Here is a 17,677-nt window from a genome sequence, read left to right as displayed (position 1 = left end):
GCCTAGCGATCGGTTTCTGATGCCAACAGGCCACGTGAGGGGGACCTTTCAGGAGGCGGGGGGTTCGCTGCCCACGAGCCACATCGAGAAGAACTGCGATCCGCCGCCATACGCGTGCCCGAGAACCCGCCGGGCCCCCTCCACCTGGTGTTCTCCGGCCTGCCCGCGAACCTGGAGGGCGGCCTCCGCGAAGCGGATCATGCCCGAGGCGCCGATCGGATTGGTGGACAGCACACCCCCTGACATGTTCACGGGAAGATCGCCATCCAGTTCGGTCACCCCGGATTCGGTGAGTTTCCACCCCTCCCCCTCCTCGGCGAATCCGAGGTTCTCCAGCCACATGGGCTCGTACCAGGAGAACGGCACGTACATCTCCACGGCGTCGATGTCCCGGCGTGGATCCGCGATGCCCGCCTGCCGGTACACGTCGGCAGCGCAGTCCTTGCCGGCCTGTGGCGACACACAGTCCTTCCCGGCGAACAGTGTGGGTTCGCTACGCATGGCGCCCCCATGCATCCAGGCCGCCGGACGTGGTGCCCGCGCCGCCCCCGCCCGGTCGGTGAGCACCATCGCGCAGGCACCGTCCGAGGACGGACAGGTCTCCGAGTACCGGATCGGGTCCCACAACATCGGCGAGGCCTGGACCTTCTCCAGCGTGATGTCGTGCTCGTGGAGATGCGCGTACGGATTCTTCAACGCGTTGCGCCGATCCTTGTACGCCACCAGGGAGCCCACGGTGTCGGGCGCCCCGGTCCGCCGCATATAGGCACGCACGTGCGGCGCGAAAAACCCGCCCGCACCGGCGAGCAACGGCTGCTGGAAGGGAATCGGCAGGGACAGCCCCCACATGGCGTTCGACTCGGACTGTTTCTCGAACGCCAGCGTGAGCACCGTGCCGTGCACGCGAGCCGCGACGAGATTCGCGGCGACGAGCGCGGTCGACCCGCCCACTGAACCAGCGGTATGCACCCGCAACATCGGCTTCCCCACGGCGCCGAGCGCGTCCGCGAGATACAACTCGGGCATCATGACGCCCTCGAAGAAGTCGGGCGCCTTGCCGATGACGACGGCGTCGATGTCGGCCCACGTCAACTCGGCGTCGTCCAGCGCCCGTTGAGCCGCCTCCCGCACCAGCCCCGCGATCGACACGTCCCGCCGCGCGGCGACATGCTTGGTCTGGCCGATCCCTACGACGGCCACGGGCTCCTTGCTCATCGCGGATCCCCTTCGAGTACGGCGACCAGGTTCTGCTGCAGACAGGGACCGGAGGTGGCGTGGGCGAGGGCCCGGTCGGACTCACCCCGGTGGATACGGGCGGCGGCCTCACCGATGCGGATGAGCCCGGCGGCCATGACGGGGTTCGCGGCGAGGGCACCTCCGGACGGGTTGACCCGCACGTCGTCACCGAGGCGCAGCGCCTTCCGCAGGACGACCTCCTGAGCGGTGAACGGCGCGTGCAACTCGGCGGTGTCGACGGGCCGTTCGAAGACCCCGGCCTTCTCGGCGGCGAGCCGCGTCGACGGCGAGTCGGTCAACTCCCGTACGCCCAGCCCATGTGCCTCGATGCGATGGTCGATCCCCCTGATCCACGCGGGCCGTTCGCACAGCTCGCGAGCTCGATCCCCCGCCGCGAGGATCACGGCGGCGGCACCGTCACCGACCGGCGGACAGTCGCCGGTACGCAGCGGTCGTACGACATAGTCGCCCTGCGGTACCGAACCCCGCACCTGTGCATGGGAGTTGGCGCTCGCGTCGGTCCGGCTGCGGGCCGCGACGGCGGCGAGGGCGGGTTCGTCGGTGTCGCCCGCGTCGATGAGGGCCTGGGCCTGGAGGGCGGCCAGGGCGACGGAGTCCGGCCACAACGGGGCGACGTAGTACGGGTCCAACTGCCGGGTCAGGACGCCGCGTACGGAGCCGGGGGACGACTTGCCGTACGAGTACACGAGCGCGGTGTCGGCGTCGCCGGTGACGAGTTTGACCCAGGCCTCATAGAGCGCCCAGGCGCCGTCCATCTCGACGTGCGACTCGGAGATCGGCGGCCAGGCACCGACGCCGTCGAGGGCGAGGGTGAAGGAGAAGGCGCGGCCGGCGAGGTAGTCGCTGGAGCCGGAGCAGGTGAAGCCGATGTCGGCGGTCTTCAGGCCGGTCTGTTCGAGGACGCCGTGCAGGACCGGCATCAGCATCTCCACCTCGGAGAGCTCGTCGGTGGTGCGCCGGTGGTCGGTCTGCGCGAAGGCGACGACGGCGATCTCCCGCGGTGTGGCGTCTCCTGACATCACAGCAGCTCCTTGTAGACGTCGTAGTCCGCGTCGGGCTCGCCGGTCGGCCGGTAGTGGTCCGGATAACGGCCGCCCTCACTCCACACCGCCTCGACCCGCAGCCCCATGCGCACCTGGTCGTACGGCATCCCGCCGATACGGCCGTGCAGCGCGAGGTCGGCGCCGTCCAGGGCGATGTGCGCGTAGACGTACGGCACCTCGATGTCGAGGTTCTTCGCCTTGATGTTGACGATGCAGAACGTGGTCACTGTGCCCCGCGGACCCACTTCGACATGTTCCGCTGTGGCGACCCCACATGTGGGACACGCACCCCTCGGCGGGACATACACCTTGCGGCAGGAGGGGCAGCGTTCGCCGACGGTCCGTTGTTCGGAGAGGGCGCGGATGTAGTCGGTCTGGGCACGGCCGGGCGTGTAGACGTAGTCGAGGCGCGCGGGCGCCACGATGCCGGTCACCATGTCCTCGAACTCACCACTGTGCGCGGCGAGTTGACGGTCGTCTTCGCCGTCGTACGGTTCGAAGCAGGCGATGTCCGTGATGGCACCGGTACGTTCCTCGGCCCAGCGGACACGGACGCGCATGCCCGTGTGCACGGCGTCGGGGCCGGGAGCGTCGAGGGCATGCAGGAGGGCGGTGTCGGCGCCGTCGAGGCGAACCAGCACCCAGGCAAAGGGGGTGTCGAGCGGCTGACCGCGCCGGGGTTCATGGTTCCAGGCCCAGGTGGTGACCGTGCCGGTGGCCCCGACCTCGACGAGATCACGGATCTCCTCGGCGGTGACGGGGTCGTACTCGACGGGAGGGACAAGGGTCCGCCCGTCACCGGTCTCCACCCCGAGGACAACACACTCGCGCAGCCCGGTGAGAAACGCGCTCTGAACGGGCCCGAGGGAACGGGTGAAGGGAAATTCGAGGATGAGGGGAGCTTTCAGCACTTCGGTCACGACATTCTCCTAACTGAACAGTCGGGCCCGCGCATCCCCACCCAGGGGCGCGGGGCTGTGCCGTATCTGCGGCTCCGCCGCGTGGGCGCGACCAGCCACAACGCGCCCGCAGACCCAACCGGACCGACCCATCTACGCCCGCTTGTAAACAGCCGCCCGCTTCTCCGCAAAGGCACGAGCCCCCTCCTTCGCATCGGCGGTATCGAAGATCGGCCAGCCGCGCTTGAGTTCGGCGGCGAGCCCCTCCGTCTCGGTCATCTCGGCGCTCTCGTACACCGACGCCTTGACCGCCTCAACCGCCAACGGCCCACAGGAATTGACGAGTTCGGCAATCTCCAGGGCCTTGGCCAGCGCCGTACCATCTGGCACGACATGCCCGACCAGACCAACGTCCGCCGCCTCCCGCGCGCTGTACGGCCGCCCGGTGAGCAGCATCTCCAGCGCGTGGGTACGCGGAATCTGCCGCTGGAGACGGACAGTTGAGCCACCGATCGGGAAGAGCCCCCGCTTCACCTCGAACAATCCGAAGGTCGCCGACTCCCCCGCAACCCGAATATCGGTGCCCTGCAAGATCTCCGTACCGCCAGCCACGCAATACCCCTCGACCGCGGCGATCACCGGCTTCCGAGGCCGATGGTGCCGCAGCATCGCCTTCCAGTGCAGATCCGGATCAGCAGTGAGCCGATCCCGGTACTCCTGCCCTTCCATCCCCTTGCCGGCCAGCGCCTTGAGATCCATGCCCGCGCAGAACGCACCTCCCGCCCCGGTCAGCACGATGGACCGGATCGCGTCGTCCGCGTCGGCCTCGACCCAGCCGTCGTAGAGCCCGACCAGCATCGGCAACGAGAGCGCGTTCTTGGCCTCGGGTCTGTTGAGCGTGAGCACCAGTGTGGCGCCCTCGCGCCGCACGGTCAGGTGTTCCGTACCGCTCATGGTCGTCCTCCCGTCGCCGTACCGCCTCCGGAACGAGAACAGGTTGCAGGAGGCGCCCTGCCAGTACAAGGGGTTTCTGACACTCAGTCAGATTTCTTCTGCGCGGACCCTTCACAGTTGCCGCGCCCTTTGCTCTGATGACCGGCGAACCGACGTCAGGAGGAGTGGTGGAGTACAACATTGCCGACCTGTTCGAGTCGGTCGTCGACGTGGTCCCGGACCGCGAGGCGCTCGTGTACATCGACCACCCGGGCACGGGCGCGGAACGCCGCCTGACCTACGCGGAGTTGGACGCGGCCGCGAACCGCGTCGCCCATCATCTGATCGACTCCGGGATACGCCCGGGTGAGCATCTCGGCCTCCATCTCTACAACGGCGTCGAGTACTTGCAGACGGTGCTGGGCTGTCTCAAGGCGCGGGTCGTACCGGTCAACGTCAACTACCGTTACGTAGAAGAGGAGTTGGTGTACCTCTACCGAGACGCCGACCTCGTGGCGCTGGTCTTCGACACGGAGTTCACCGAGCGGGTGGCGGCCGCGCTGCCGCGTGCGGAGCAACTGCGGCACCTGGTACGGGTGGGAGCGGCACCGGAGGACGGACCGGAGGTGTCCGCGGTGGCCTTCACGGACGCCGAGGCCGCCGGGTCTCCCGAGCGCGGGTTCCCGGCGCGGTCGGCGGACGACCAGTTCATCATCTACACCGGTGGCACGACCGGGATGCCCAAGGGTGTGATGTGGCGCCAGGAGGACCTGTTCTTCTCGGGGCTCGGCGGTGGCGCGCCGACGGGTGAACCCGTCAAGAAACCAGAGGAGTTGGCGGAGCGGGTCGCGGCCGGCGGGGCGGGGATCACGTTCTTCCCCACTCCCCCGCTGATGCACGGCACCTCCACACTCACCGCGTTCATCGGCTTCAACTTCGGCCAACGCATCGTGATCCACCGGAAGTTCGTGCCGGAGGAGGTGCTGCGGACCATCGAGAAGGAGAAGGTCACCAGCATGTCCCTGGTCGGCGACGCGATGCTGCGCCCGCTGATCGACGCGCTCAACGGGCCGATGAGGGGCACCGATTGCTCGTCGATGTTCAGCGTGTCGTCGTCGGGCGCGATCATGTCGGAGACCGTGCGAAGGCAGTTCCAGGAACTGCTCCCGAACACGATGCTGCTGAACAACTACGGTTCGTCCGAGTCCGGCTTCAACGGCACGGCGACGGCCGACTCCGGGGCAGGGAAGTCCTTCCGCATCCGCGTCAACTCCCGTACCCAGGTGGTGGATCCGGCTACGTACGAACCGGTCGCCGTCGGCGAGATCGGCCGGGTCGCCCAGTGCGGTCATGTACCGCTCGGCTACTACAACGATCCGAGGAAAACCGCCGAGACCTTCTTCGAGAAGGACGGCCAGCGGTGGGTCCTGCTCGGCGACATGGCGACCGTGGACGAGGAGGGCGTCGTCACCGTCCTCGGGCGGGGCTCGCAGTGCATCAACACCGGTGGGGAGAAGGTGTATCCGGAGGAGGTCGAGCAGGCGCTCAAGTCGCATCCGGATGTCTACGACGCGCTGGTGGCCGGGGTGCCGGACGCGAAGTGGGGCAACCATGTCGCAGCCGTCGTACAACTGCGCACGGGTGCGGAACGGCCGTCCCTGGACGCCATCCAGACGCACTGTCGAAGCCATCTCGCCGGGTACAAGATCCCGCGCCAGTTGGTGATCGCGGACTCCATCCAGCGGTCGCCGAGCGGCAAGGCGGACTACCGGTGGGCGCGGGAGGTGGCGGTCTCCGCAGATCAGTGAGTCAACAGTGGGTCAACGAGCAGGCCCGATTGAACTGACGGTAGCGTGCGGCCGTACCGATGGTGACGAATCTGGTGGCCCGGGCCAGGTCCGCCATGCCGTCACCGGGCTCAGCACGGAAGGAAGTTCGGGTGCCGCTCTTCACTCGCTCTCACCCATTGGCGCAACAGAAAGCCACCGGGGAGACCGACCCGACAGCGGCACCGGAGGCCGCGGAATCACCCGAACAACAGGAGCCACCCGAGCCACACGCGTCAGCCGACGCGGCCGAGGCCCAGGAGCCAGCCGATACGGCTGACTCGGCTGACCTGGCCGACGCGACCCACGCTGCTGGCTCCGCCGACGCGGACGGTTCGGCTGACGCGGACGGTTCGGCGAAATCCGCCGAGCCTGCTGAATCCACCGCATCCGCAGGGTCCGACAAGCCCGCTGAACTGGCGCAGCCTGCCGAGCCCGCCCGGTCTGCCGAGGACCCGGAATCGGCTGAGCCCGTAGAGCCCGCTGTACCCACACAGTCCGTCAAGCCTGCTGAATCCGCCCAGCCCGCCGAGCCCGAAAAGCCCAGCGAGGTCGCAGAGTCCGCCGAGCATGCCGACTCCGCCGTGCCTGCCGGACCCGGCGAGTCCGCCGAGCCCGCCGAGCCCGCTGACTTCACCGAGTCCGGCGAGCCTGCTGAATCCGCTGCGCCCAGCGAATCCTCACCCTCCGCCGAGTCCACGGAATCCGCAAACCCAACAGGGTCTGCCGAACCCGGCGAGACCGCAAAGACCGGCGCCCGAACAGAACCCTCCGCGCCCGACAAGACTGCAGAGTCCGCCGCAGTCACCGAGACCACTGACCCCGCAAAGTCAGCCGCGCCCAGCAAGGCCGCTGAGCCCGCGGAGTCCACCGCGCTCACCGACCCCACCGACCGATCCCCCCAACTCCCCCTCCGCCCAGGCTGGTTCGGCTGGCGTCGCCGCTACCCCCGCACCGCACGTGCCGTAGGGGTGGGCACCAGCGTGCTGGCCGGTGCGCTGCTGGTCGTCGCGCTTGTCGTGCCCGACCGGCTCGACCGGATGACGTTTCAGTCGTTTCTGCGGCTGCCCGTGGAGCTGATCGTGCTCGCGGTCGTGCTGCTCGCGCTGCCGTCGCGGGCCCGGCGGGTCACCGCCGTCGTGCTGGGTGCGTTCGTCGGGCTGTCCACCGTGCTGAAGTGCCTCGACATGGGGTTCTACGAGACCCTGGCGCGGCCGTTCGACCTGGTCTTCGACTGGGTGCTGCTGAGCGACGCGGCGGACTGGATGAAGGACTCGTTCGGTCACACGGGCGAGGTGCTCGCGATCATCGGCGTGATCGTGCTGCTGATCGCCGTGCTCGCGGGCAGCGCGCTCGCGATGGTGCGGCTGGCGGATGTGATGGCCAGGCACCGCCCCATGGCCGTACGCACCACACTTGTCCTCGGTGTCGCGTGGATCATGTGCTTCACCCTGAGCGTGCAGGTCGGCGGCGTCACGCTCGCGACCAAGGGCTACAGCCAGTTCCTCACCAACCGTGTGAAGTACGTCCGCGACGGCCTCGGAGACGCCGACGTCTTCAAGAAGCAGCTCACCGTCGACGCCTTCGCGAAGACCCCGCCCAACCAGTTGCTCACCGGACTGCGCGGCAAGGACGTGCTGTTCACCTTCATCGAGAGCTACGGCAGGGTCGCGCTCGACGACCCGACGATGGCACCGGAGATGGACAAGACCCTCACGGCGGGCGACGCCCGGCTCAAGGCGGCCGGCTTCTCGTCGCGCAGCGCGTGGCTGCGGTCGCCCGTGACCGGCGCGGGCAGTTGGCTCGCGCACTCGACGTTCCTGTCCGGCCTGTGGATCAAAAACCAGCAGCGCTACCGGACCGTGACGACGAGCACCCGCGCGACCCTCACCAGCTATTTCCAGAAGACCGGCGCCTGGCGCACGGTCGGCATCGTCCCGGGCGTCCGCAAGTCCTGGCCCGAGGGCAAGTACTTCGGCCTCGACAACATCTACGACTCGACCCATCTCGGCTACAACGGCCCGTACTTCAGCTGGACGCCGGTGCCGGACCAGTTCAGCCTGGAGTCCTTCGAGAAGCTGGAGTACGGCAAGAAGAACCGTGACCCGATCATGGCGGAGATCATCCTGGCCTCCAGCCACAACCCCTGGTCACCCATCGCCCACACGATCCCCTGGAACCAGCTCGGCGACGGCACGATCTTCAACCAGATCAAGAAGGAGGGCACGAACCCGACGGAGGTCTGGAAGAGCGCCAAGCGTGTGCGGACCGAGTACCGCAAGGCCATCCAGTACTCCGTGGACAGCCTGACCCAGTGGGTCCAGCGCTACGGCAACAAGAACACCGTCCTCGTCTTCCTCGGCGACCACCAGCCCGTCCCGACGGTCACCGGTGGCACCACCGACCGGGACGTGCCGATCACCATCGTCGCCCACGACCCGAAGGTGCTGGACAAGATCTCCAGCTGGGGCTGGACGGACGGCCTCAAGCCCGCCGACAGCGCACCGGTACTGGGCATGGACAAGTTCCGGGACCGCTTCATGACGGCCTACGCGAAGTGACCTCCGCCCCCACCAGGAACGCCTCCACGAGGGTGAGGAACTCCTCCGGCCGGTTCTCGTGCACGAGATGCCCGGCGTCGACGGTCACCAGCCGCGCGCCGGGGATCCGTTCGGCGAGCACGGCGACCCGGTCCTGAGGAACCCCACTGGTGGGACCACCCGCAATCACCAGCGTGGGCATGGTGATCCGCCCCATGTGGTCCCACCACATGGGGTCGGGGTCGTTCGCTCGGGCGTCCGTGGCCTCGATCATGGCCCAGTCGCACGGCGGCTCCCCCGCCGGTCGTTCGGTGGGCGGACGCGGCGGATCGAAGGCGATCGGCGCGGGCACGTCCTCCAGTACCAGCCGCCGTACGACGCCAGGCGCCTCCTGCGCGAGCAGATACGCGACGATGCCGCCGAGGGAGTGGCCGATGACGTCGACGCGTTCGATGCCGAGGACGGTGAGAAGGGCGAGCAGGTCGCCCCGCATCGCCTCGTAGGCGTACACCTCCGCCGTGGCGCCCAGCTCGGTGCCGGGCCAGTCGCTGGTTCCGTGGCCGCGCAGGTCGGGGGCGTACACGCGGTACGGGACGGCTCCGGTGGCCAGCCGCTCGGCGATCGGCGTCCAGTCGGTGCCGTCGGCGCCCCGGCAGTGGAGCAGGAGGACGGGCGGGGCGTCTTCGGGTCCCCAGGCGCGGCAGGTGAGGGCGATGCCGTTCGCCTTGACGGTGCGGATCTCGGTGTCCATCCCGGGAACGTATCCAGTGGACCGCCGCGTCATCCGCCTACTCTGCCGAGGGCAGAGCCCCGCCGCTGCCGTCGAGGAACGCGGTGACGCGCCGCACGAACCACTCCGGGTCGTCGAGCCACGGGTAGTGCCCGGCACCCGGCTGCACCGCCGACTCCGCGTTCTGGAAGACGTCGGCGGCGCGGCGGGCGAGGTCGGGGCGGGGGCCGCCGTCCAGCTCGCCCGCGAGGACCAGGACGGGAGCGGGCAGCTCCGCGAGGGCGGCCCGGGTGGCGGGTGGGTCGAAGGCGCCCTCGGAGAAGTACAGGTCGGCGGCCTCGTCGTTGCACTCCTCGTCGGCGAGCGCGGAGTGTTTCTCGGCGGCGGCACCCCAACGCCCGTAGAAGAAGGGCTCGAAGACCGGGTCGAAGTCCCCCGTGCCCGCGAGCCATGCTTCGAACGCCGGGTACGCGGCCTCGAACCACGGCTCGCTCTTCCGTAGCCGTGCGGCGGTGAGCCGGTCCTCGGGCGTGGCCGGCATGTCCAGTGCCCACGGCGTGGCGGTGATGAGGGCGAGGCGTGCGACTCGCTCGGGGTACCGGGCCGCGTACAGCATCGCGAGGCTGCCGCCCGCCGAGTGCGCGAGCAGATCCATATGGTCCAAGCCCATGTGGGCGCGCAACACTTCCACGTCGCCGACGAGTCGGTCGCAGCGGTACGACGTCCGCTCGGCCGGTACCGCGGAGTCGCCGGTGCCCCGGAGATCAAGCAGGATCAGCCGACGATGTGCGGCCAGCCCACCCAGGTCGCCGAGGTATGTGGAGGCGCGCATCGGCCCTCCGGGCAGGACGACCAACGGCTCGCCCTCGCCCCGGACGTGGTAGGCGAGTTCGGTGCCGTCGGTGGCGGTGAAGGTCGGCATGCGGCTGATCCTCACCGCCGACCGGGCCTCACCGCAAGGCGGTTCCTCAGGTCCTCGACTACCTCAAGCCCTCGTTTTCCTCAGAGGACGATGGGGCGATAGGCCAGCTCCGCGTCGACGATCTGCTCGGGGTGCTCAATCCGCCTTATTTCGCGGGCGAGTTGCTCCACGCGCACCACGGGCACGGACGGTGGCACCAGTTCCGGACGGAGATCCACCCGGCCATTCCGCCGGGCGACGCGTGGAGAAAGTGGGGGCAGACCTCTTGCCCCGGTGGGTGGCTGGCTGGATTACTGATCCCACACACGTCGACCGAATGATCGGTCGCCCGAAATAGCACAATTGGCGAAGGGGTGCACCGATGGCGGACGCGGCGGAGCTGCTCGACTCGGGGGAACAGCTCGACCAACACGCACTCAGGGCACTGCAGTTGAAGCGGCTACGGGCCTCCCTCCGGCACGCCTACGCGAACGTGCCCTTCTACCGTCGCTCCTTCGACGCGGCCGGAATCCACCCGGACGACTGCCGCGCCCTCTCCGACCTCGCCCTCTTCCCGTTCACCACCAAGCTGGACCTGCGCGACAACTACCCCTACGGAATGTTCGCCGTCCCCGAGGACCGCATCCGCCGTATCCACGCGTCGAGCGGCACCACCGGACGCCCCACAGTGGTCGGCTACACAGAGAACGACGTTTCCATGTGGGCGGACGTGGTGGCCCGTTCCATCCGCGCTGCGGGCGGACGACCTGGCGACAAGGTGCATGTGGCGTACGGCTATGGGCTGTTCACCGGTGGTCTGGGCGCTCACTATGGTGCCGAACGACTGGGTTGTACGGTCATCCCCGCGTCCGGCGGTATGACGGCCCGCCAGGTGCAGATCATCCAGGATTTCAAGCCCGAGATCATCATGGTCACCCCGTCCTACATGCTCACCCTCCTCGACGAGTTCGAGCGGCAGGGGGTGGACCCGCGCGGAACCTCTCTTCGGGTCGGCATCTTCGGAGCGGAACCCTGGACCGAGCAGATGCGGCGGGAGATCGAGGAGCGGTTCGCGATCGACGCGGTCGACATCTATGGGCTGTCGGAGGTGATCGGTCCGGGTGTCGCGCAGGAGTGCGTGGAGACGAAGGACGGGCTGCACATCTGGGAGGACCACTTCTTCCCGGAGGTCGTCGATCCGATCACGGGTGAAGTCCTACCGGAGGGCGAGAAGGGCGAGTTGGTGTTCACCTCGCTCACCAAGGAGGCCATGCCGGTGATCCGTTACCGCACCCGGGACCTCACCCGCCTCCTCCCCGGCACGGCCCGCCCGGCCTTCCGGCGCATGGAGAAGGTCACCGGCCGCAGTGACGACATGGTGATCCTGCGCGGGGTGAACCTGTTCCCCACTCAAATCGAGGAGATCGTCCTGCGCACCCCGGGCGTCGCACCCCACTTCCAGCTCCGACTCACCCGCGAGGGCCGCCTCGACGCCCTCACCGTACGGGCCGAGGCACGCCCCGGCGCAGGCCCCGAGACCCGGGACGCGGCGGCCCGCGCCATCACCACGGCCGTGAAGGACGGCATCGGCGTCTCCGTCACGGTCGAGATCGTGGAGCCGGAGTCACTGGAGCGCAGCGTCGGCAAGATCCGGCGCATCGTGGACCTGCGGACACCCTGAGGCGACTCTTCCGGCTCAAGTCCCTCCCTGCTAGGCGCAGTTACCCCATCCCCAGCAACTCCGCCAGATTCCCGCCCAGCACCCGGTCACGCACCTCACCCGGAGACGTGACCCGTTCCACCGTCGTGCGCGCGACGACCGGGTCTCCGTAGGGCGCGTCGGAGCCGAAGAACGTGCGGGTGGGGAGTTCGTGGATGGCGAGACGGACGGCGAAGACGATGTTCGCGGTGGAGAGTTCGAGGTGGAGGTTGGGGATGGCGCGGGCCAGTTCAATGGCCACCATCCAGTGGGCTCCGGCCAGTTGACTGATGACCAGCGGCACCTTCGGGTAGCGGGCGGCCAGTTCGGCGAGTGTACGGACGTCCGCCTCGGTCGTCGGCGCGGCGCCGTGGACGACCACGGGGAGTCCGGTGTGGTCGTGCGCCGCGCGAAGTACCGGTTCGACGAGGGCCGCCCGGTTCGGGGGCGGGGTCAGCTCCCCGATGCCGTACAGCCCAGGGCTGGTCACGTCGCGCTCCACCCTGGCCGCGATCTCGGCATCGGGGCGGCCGAGAGGGACGGAGCCGAAGCCGAGGAAGCGGTCTGGGTGCGCGGCGAGGGCCTCGTCCAACTCCCGTAGCGCCAGGGCGAATCCGTCGTCGCCGGAACCACCGGCCAACGCCCGTTCCAGGGCGCCCATTTCGTGCTGGAGGGAATCCAGGTCGGTGGCCCGTTCCGGGTGCGCGCGGGTGGGGAACAGCACCGTGCGGTGCACGCCTGCGGCGTCGAGCGCCGACAGATGGGCATCGAGCGGGTCGTGGACATGGCTGTGGGCGTCGAGAATCATGTGCGCTCCCTGGGTGAGCCGGCCGCCCGGCGGAATGCGGGTGGCGGGAGCCAGTGTTGATCCCTGACACCGTTGGAAGGTCAAGCCGGAGAGGGGTGCGCGCCCGTGCTGATCGGGGAGCTGGCCGAGCGGACCGGGACCAGCGAGCGGCTGCTGCGCTACTACGAACGGGCGGGGCTGCTACGACCCGAGCGGCTGCCCAACGGCTATAGGGAGTACGCCGATTCGGACACCGCCGTCGTGCTCCGCATCCGCGCACTCCTCGCGGCCGGGCTGCCCACCCGGATCATCCGGCAGGTGCTGCCCTGCACCACGGACGGGGCCGCCGTGCAGCCCTGCCCGGGTGTACTCGACGCGCTGCGTGCCCAGTTGAGCGATCTCGACCGCCGGGTCGACAAACTCGCCGCAGCGCGTGAGGTGTTGCAGGAGACGATCGCGGGGGCGGAGGCGCGTACGGCCCCGGCAGCAACTCCGCGATAAGGAGGCTCAGTTGCCGAACTGCTCGCGCAGCTCCCGCTTGAGGATCTTTCCGCTGGCGTTGCGTGGCAGCTCGTCCACGAACACGACCCGCTTCGGCGCCTTGAAGTGGGGGAGCTTCTCCCGTGCGTGGTCGATGAGTTGGGCCTCGGTGACGTCACCGCGCGGCACGACGACCGCGGTGACCGCCTCGATCCAGCGGTCGTCCGGGAGGCCGATCACGGCCACCTCGGCGACACCCTCGTGGGTGTAGAGGACGTCCTCCACCTGGCGTGAAGCGACCAGTACGCCACCGGAGTTGATGACGTCCTTCACCCGGTCGACGACGGTGAAGAAGCCGTGCGCGTCCCGTACCGCGAGGTCGCCGGAGTGGAACCAGCCGTCGCGGAAGGCAGCTTCGGTCTCCTCGGGCTTGTCCCAGTAGCCCTCGCACAACTGCGGTGAGCGGTAGACGACTTCGCCGGACGTTCCGTCGGGCACGTCCTTGCCGTCCTCGTCGACCACCCGCGCGTCCACGAACAGGACGGGACGGCCGCAGGAATCCAGTCGGCCCTTGTGCTCGTCGGGGCCCAGGACCATGGACAGCGGGCCGATCTCGCTCTGCCCGAAGCAGTTGTAGAAGGCCAGCTTGGGGAGCCGCTCGCGCAGCCGCTCCAGGACGGGCACCGGCATGACCGACGCGCCGTAGTACGCCTTGCGCAAACCACTCAGGTCACGGGTCGCGAAGTCGGGCCGGTTCGCCAGGCCGATCCACACGGTGGGCGGGGCGAACAGGCTGTCCACCCGGCCGGCTTCGATCAGGTCGAACAGCCGGTCCCCGTCGGGCGCGTCGAGGATGACGTTCGTCGCCCCGACGGCCAGGTACGGCAGCAGGAACACATGCAACTGCGCCGAGTGGTACAGCGGCAGCGAGTGCACCGGCCGGTCCCCCGCGCTCAGGTCCAGTGCGGTGATCGCGCTCAAGTACTCGTGCACCAGGGCCCGGTGGGTCATCATCGCGCCCTTGGGCAGCGCGGTCGTCCCCGAGGTGTAGAGCAGCTGCACCAAGTCGTCGGTACGCGGCTCGGGCCCGTCGTACGGCGCCGCCGACGCGAGCCGGTCCAGCAGCGAGCCGTCCGTGTCCCGCAGCGGCAACGTCCTCACCCCGTCGGGGAGTTGACCGGCGAGGCCCGGGTCCACGAGCACCAGCGCGCTGCCGGACTGGCCGACGATGTACGCGAGGTCGTCGCCGGTGAGGTTCTGGTTGACCGGCACGTGCACGAGGCCCGCGCGGGCGCAGGCGAGGAAGCCGATCAGATAGGCGTCGGAGTTGTGGCCGTAGGAGCCGACCCGGTCGCCCGGCGCGAGTCCCTGGTCGAGGAGCACGCTCGCCGCACGGGAGACGGCGTCGTCGAGTTCCTCGTACGTCCAGGAACGCTCGCCGTAGTCCACCGCCACGCGTGCGGGAGTGCGCCGGGCACTGCGTCGCAGTACCCCGTCAACCGTGCTGCCGTGTCCGGGCGTCATGACACATGATCCTCGGGCCGCCACCCGGGCAGGTCAAGCGGACCGAGTTCCAGGGGCACTCACACAGGCCGCGTGCGTCCCTCCCAATACGGATCCCGCAGCCGCCGCTTGTACAGCTTGCCGTTGGGGTCGCGAGGCATCTCGGTGATGAAGTCGATGCTCTTCGGCCTTTTGTAGCCCGCGAGTTGCTCGGCGCAGTGGTCGAGGAGGGCGGTGGCGAGGGCCGGTCCCGGCTCGTGGCCGGGGGACGGTTCGACGACGGCCTTGACCTCCTCGCCCCACTCGTCGTGCGGAATGCCGAAGGCTGCGGCGTCGGCGACGGCGGGGTGGGCGAGGAGGACGGACTCGATCTCGGCCGGGTAGATGTTGACGCCACCCGAGATGATCATGTCGATCTTGCGGTCGCGGAGGAAGAGATAGCCGTCCTCGTCGAGGAAGCCGAGGTCTCCGACGGTGAAGAAGTCGCCGATGCGGTTCTTCTTCGTCTTGGCCTCGTCCTTGTGGTAGGCGAAGCCGCCGGTGCTCATCTTCATGTAGACCGTGCCGAGTTCACCGGGCGGGAGCCGCTTGCCGTCGTCGTCGAAGACCGCGAGTTCACTGATGGGCCAGGCCTTGCCGACCGTGCCGGGCTTCTTCAGCCAGTCCTCGGCGGTCGCGAAGGCACCGCCGCCCTCGCTGGCCGCGTAGTACTCCTCCACACTGTGGCCCCACCAGTCGATCATCGCCCGCTTCACATGGTCGGGGCACGGGGCGGCGCCGTGGATGGCGTGCCGCATGGACGAGACGTCGTAGCGCGCCCGTATGTCCTCCGGGAGGGCGAGGAGGCGGTGGAACTGGGTCGGGACCATATGGGTGTGCGTGCATTTCTCGCGGTCGATGAGGCGGAGCATCTCCTCCGGGGTCCACTTGTCCATCAGGACCAGGCGGTGCCCTATGTGGAGGCTCGCGCCAGCGAACTGGAGGACGGCCGTGTGGTAGAGCGGCGAGCAGACCAGGTGCACGTTGTCGTCGAACGGCTTGATGCCGAAGATGCCGAGGAACCCGCCGAGGTACGCCGACTCGGGGGGTCTTCCCGGCAGGGGGCGGCGGATGCCTCGGGGGCGTCCTGTGGTGCCGGACGTGTAGTTCATGACCCAGCCGAGCGTGCGGTCCTCGGGCGCCGACTCCGGTTGCCCGTCGAGGAGTTCGGCGTACGGCCGGAAGCCCTCGACCGTGCCGACCGCGTACCGGTGGGTGGCGGGCAGACCGGCCTCGTCGGCGGCCTGGCGGGCGGCCTCGGCGAACCGCTCGTGCGCGATGAGCACCTTGGCGCCGGAGTCGGCGACGATCCAGGCGATCTCCGGTGCGACGAAGTGGTGGTTGACGGGGACGAGGTAGAACCCGGCCTGGGTGGCGGCCAGATGGGCCGTGAAGAACTCGACGCCGTTGGGCAGGACGACGGCGAAGGCGTCACCGCGTTCGAGCCCGGCTGCACGCAGACCGTGGACGAGTTGGTTGGCGGCGGCGTGCAGTCGTCCGGCTGTCCACACCTCGCCGTCGGGGGCGACGAGGACCTCACGGCCGGGGTCCTGAGCGGCTTGGGCCCAGAAGCCGGCGGGGGGTGTGGTCGGGACCTGTGTGGCCGCGCCCTGTGTGGCCGCGCCCTGTGTGGTCGCGCCCTGTGTGCCTGTCTCCTCCGTGCTCACGACTGGCCGCTCCTTCCGGCGATGCGGTTGATGCGGTCGACGGCGTGCTCGAAGCCGCGGGTGAGGTCGTCGACGACGGCCTGGACACTGCGTTCGCTGTTCATCCGGCCGACGATCTGGCCGACGGGGGTGCCGAGCAGTGGTTCGATCTCGTACTTCTGGATGCGGGACACCGCCTCGGCGACCAACAGCCCCTGCAGCGGCATCGGGAGAGTGCCCGGGCCGTCCGGGTCGTCCCAGGCGTCGGTCCACTCGGTACGCAGTTGGCGGGCCGGTTTCCCGGTCAGGGCGCGGGAACGGACGGTGTCGCCGGACCCGGCGGCAAGCAGTTTGCGGGTCACGCCGGGCGAGTGCATATCGGCCTCTGTGGTGGTCAGCCATATGGAGCCCAGCCACACACCCTGCGCACCGAGGCTGAGCGCGGCGGCCACCTGCTGTCCGCTGCCGATGCCGCCCGCGGCGAGGACCGGCAGTGGATCGACCGCGTCGACGACCTCGGGCGTGAGCACCATGGAGGCGATCTCACCGGTGTGGCCGCCCGCCTCGTAGCCCTGGGCCACGACGATGTCGATGCCGCCCTCCGCGTGCTTGCGGGCGTGCCGGGCGCTGCCCGCGAGCGCGGCGACGAGCACGTTGCGGTCATGGGCGCGGGCGACGACGTCGGCGGGCGGGGAGCCGAGGGCGTTGGCGAGCAGCTTGATCGGGTAGTCGAAGGCGACGTCGAGCTGGTTGCGGGCGACCTGTTCCATCCACCCGGTGATGCGCCAGCCGGACACGTCTCCCTCGGCGAGTTCGGGCACGCCGTACTTGGCCAGGGTCTCGGTGACGAACTGCCGGTGCCCTTCCGGGATCATCGCCTCGACCTCGGCCTCGGTGACGCCCTCGACCTTCTTGGCGGGCATGACGACGTCGAGGCCGTACGGCATCCCGTCGACGTGCGCCTCCAGCCAGTCGAGGTCGCGCTTGAGGTCGTCGGGGGCGGTGTAGCGGACCGCGCCGAGCACTCCGAAACCGCCGGCCCGGCTGATGGCCGCGGCGACGGCGGGGAACGGCGTGAAGCCGAAGATGGCGTGCTCGATTCCCAGTTTCTTGCTCAACTCCGTCTGCATGGGCGCAGAATGCCGCAGTCCTCCGGACGACGGAAGGCCTTTTCTGATGCTCCGTCAGATTTTCCTGGAGTCAGAGGCCGACAGAACGCGCCGCGCGGTGAGCACCGGGTGGTGGGAGCCGCTGTCGCCTCCCTACCCCGTTCCCGCGTTTCACCACGTCTCAGCGCGGACCATCAGGGCGAAGGCGAAGGTCCGGCCGGCGCCGCACCAGACCGCTCCGGCCGGGCAGCAAGAGCGTGTTGGCGTCGAGGAAGGGGCGCTGCC

14 protein-coding genes and 1 pseudogene are annotated in these 17,677 nt (G+C 69.1%); 4 read left to right on the top strand and 11 right to left on the bottom strand.

Annotation, left to right across the window (positions count from 1 at the left end):
- Window positions 1–48 precede the first annotated feature (48 nt).
- From OO69_RS12890 to OO69_RS12875, 4 genes are all read right to left on the bottom strand, one after another.
- Window positions 49–1,215 (bottom strand): thiolase domain-containing protein, encoded by a 1,167-nt coding sequence (locus OO69_RS12890; protein ID WP_019057880.1) that lies wholly within the window; start codon window positions 1,213–1,215, stop codon window positions 49–51.
- Complete coding sequence (locus tag OO69_RS12885) at window positions 1,212–2,276, bottom strand: thiolase domain-containing protein (protein ID WP_033280685.1); 1,065 nt, start codon at window positions 2,274–2,276, stop codon at window positions 1,212–1,214. The genes OO69_RS12890 and OO69_RS12885 overlap by 4 nt, the downstream gene beginning before the upstream one ends.
- On the bottom strand, window positions 2,276–3,220 hold the full coding sequence (locus OO69_RS12880) for a Zn-ribbon domain-containing OB-fold protein (protein WP_033280684.1): 945 nt from the start codon (window positions 3,218–3,220) through the stop codon (window positions 2,276–2,278). The genes OO69_RS12885 and OO69_RS12880 overlap by 1 nt, the downstream gene beginning before the upstream one ends.
- Window positions 3,221–3,352: 132 nt before the next feature.
- Entirely contained in the window at window positions 3,353–4,153 is an 801-nt protein-coding gene (locus OO69_RS12875; protein ID WP_033280883.1) for a crotonase/enoyl-CoA hydratase family protein, read from the bottom strand.
- Window positions 4,154–4,320: 167 nt separating this feature from the next.
- Between OO69_RS12875 and OO69_RS12870 the strand changes: the two genes are divergently transcribed.
- Both OO69_RS12870 and OO69_RS12865 read left to right on the top strand, forming a co-directional pair.
- Entirely contained in the window at window positions 4,321–5,940 is a 1,620-nt protein-coding gene (locus OO69_RS12870) for an acyl-CoA synthetase (RefSeq protein WP_033280683.1), read from the top strand.
- Window positions 5,941–6,929: 989 nt separating this feature from the next.
- Window positions 6,930–8,519, top strand: a complete 1,590-nt coding sequence (locus OO69_RS12865) for a hypothetical protein (RefSeq protein WP_033280682.1) — start codon at window positions 6,930–6,932, stop codon at window positions 8,517–8,519.
- Here OO69_RS12865 and OO69_RS12860 read toward each other — a convergent pair.
- The 3 genes and pseudogenes from OO69_RS12860 to OO69_RS51920 all read right to left on the bottom strand — a co-directional run.
- A pseudogene (locus OO69_RS12860) lies at window positions 8,497–9,249 on the bottom strand (alpha/beta fold hydrolase); the annotation flags it as partial. The gene OO69_RS12865 and the pseudogene OO69_RS12860 overlap by 23 nt on opposite strands.
- Before the next feature lie 37 nt (window positions 9,250–9,286).
- Entirely contained in the window at window positions 9,287–10,150 is an 864-nt protein-coding gene (locus tag OO69_RS12855; RefSeq protein ID WP_033280680.1) for an alpha/beta fold hydrolase, read from the bottom strand.
- An 80-nt stretch (window positions 10,151–10,230) separates the two neighbouring features.
- Complete coding sequence (locus OO69_RS51920; RefSeq protein WP_158713380.1) at window positions 10,231–10,368, bottom strand: hypothetical protein; 138 nt, start codon at window positions 10,366–10,368, stop codon at window positions 10,231–10,233.
- 143 nt (window positions 10,369–10,511) lie between these two features.
- Between OO69_RS51920 and paaK the strand changes: the two genes are divergently transcribed.
- Window positions 10,512–11,810: a phenylacetate--CoA ligase PaaK gene (gene paaK, locus OO69_RS12850; RefSeq protein WP_033280679.1), complete on the top strand. Its 1,299-nt coding sequence runs from the start codon at window positions 10,512–10,514 to the stop codon at window positions 11,808–11,810.
- A 40-nt stretch (window positions 11,811–11,850) separates the two neighbouring features.
- Here paaK and OO69_RS12845 read toward each other — a convergent pair whose 3' ends face one another.
- Window positions 11,851–12,636 (bottom strand): amidohydrolase family protein, encoded by a 786-nt coding sequence (locus tag OO69_RS12845; protein ID WP_033280678.1) that lies wholly within the window; start codon window positions 12,634–12,636, stop codon window positions 11,851–11,853.
- A 105-nt stretch (window positions 12,637–12,741) separates the two neighbouring features.
- Between OO69_RS12845 and OO69_RS12840 the strand changes: the two genes are divergently transcribed.
- Window positions 12,742–13,116, top strand: a complete 375-nt coding sequence (locus OO69_RS12840) for a MerR family transcriptional regulator (RefSeq protein ID WP_033280677.1) — start codon at window positions 12,742–12,744, stop codon at window positions 13,114–13,116.
- Window positions 13,117–13,122: 6 nt separating this feature from the next.
- Here OO69_RS12840 and OO69_RS12835 read toward each other — a convergent pair whose 3' ends face one another.
- Genes OO69_RS12835 through OO69_RS12825 form a run of 3 tightly spaced genes read right to left on the bottom strand, consistent with a single transcriptional unit; the run spans window position 13,123 to window position 17,413 of the window.
- Window positions 13,123–14,619 carry an acyl-CoA synthetase gene (locus tag OO69_RS12835; RefSeq protein WP_033280676.1) on the bottom strand — a complete coding sequence of 499 codons (1,497 nt, stop codon included), beginning with the start codon at window positions 14,617–14,619 and terminating at the stop codon, window positions 13,123–13,125.
- A gap of 59 nt (window positions 14,620–14,678) precedes the next feature.
- Window positions 14,679–16,304: an acyl-CoA synthetase gene (locus tag OO69_RS12830; RefSeq protein ID WP_033280675.1), complete on the bottom strand. Its 1,626-nt coding sequence runs from the start codon at window positions 16,302–16,304 to the stop codon at window positions 14,679–14,681.
- The gene (locus OO69_RS12825; RefSeq protein ID WP_033280674.1) at window positions 16,301–17,413 is read right to left on the bottom strand and encodes an NAD(P)H-dependent flavin oxidoreductase; all 1,113 of its coding nucleotides are present in this window, start codon (window positions 17,411–17,413) and stop codon (window positions 16,301–16,303) included. Before OO69_RS12825 ends, OO69_RS12830 begins: the two co-directional genes overlap by 4 nt.
- Window positions 17,414–17,677: the final 264 nt, after the last annotated feature.

Source organism: Streptomyces sp. NRRL F-525, assembly GCF_000716605.1.
GTDB lineage: Bacteria > Actinomycetota > Actinomycetes > Streptomycetales > Streptomycetaceae > Streptomyces.
The sequence above is the reverse complement of the archived record's forward strand: the minus strand, read 5'-3'. Positions and strand labels throughout refer to the sequence as shown.

Coding starts and splice junctions, on each gene's coding strand:
- OO69_RS12890 (WP_019057880.1), bottom strand. CDS start 1,215: ATGAGCAAGGAGCCCGTGGCCGTCGTAGGGATCGGCCAGACCAAGCAT.
- OO69_RS12885 (WP_033280685.1), bottom strand. CDS start 2,276: ATGTCAGGAGACGCCACACCGCGGGAGATCGCCGTCGTCGCCTTCGCG.
- OO69_RS12875 (WP_033280883.1), bottom strand. CDS start 4,153: ATGAGCGGTACGGAACACCTGACCGTGCGGCGCGAGGGCGCCACACTG.
- OO69_RS12855 (WP_033280680.1), bottom strand. CDS start 10,150: ATGCCGACCTTCACCGCCACCGACGGCACCGAACTCGCCTACCACGTC.
- paaK (WP_033280679.1), top strand. CDS start 10,512: ATGGCGGACGCGGCGGAGCTGCTCGACTCGGGGGAACAGCTCGACCAA.
- OO69_RS12845 (WP_033280678.1), bottom strand. CDS start 12,636: ATGATTCTCGACGCCCACAGCCATGTCCACGACCCGCTCGATGCCCAT.
- OO69_RS12835 (WP_033280676.1), bottom strand. CDS start 14,619: ATGACGCCCGGACACGGCAGCACGGTTGACGGGGTACTGCGACGCAGT.
- OO69_RS12825 (WP_033280674.1), bottom strand. CDS start 17,413: ATGCAGACGGAGTTGAGCAAGAAACTGGGAATCGAGCACGCCATCTTC.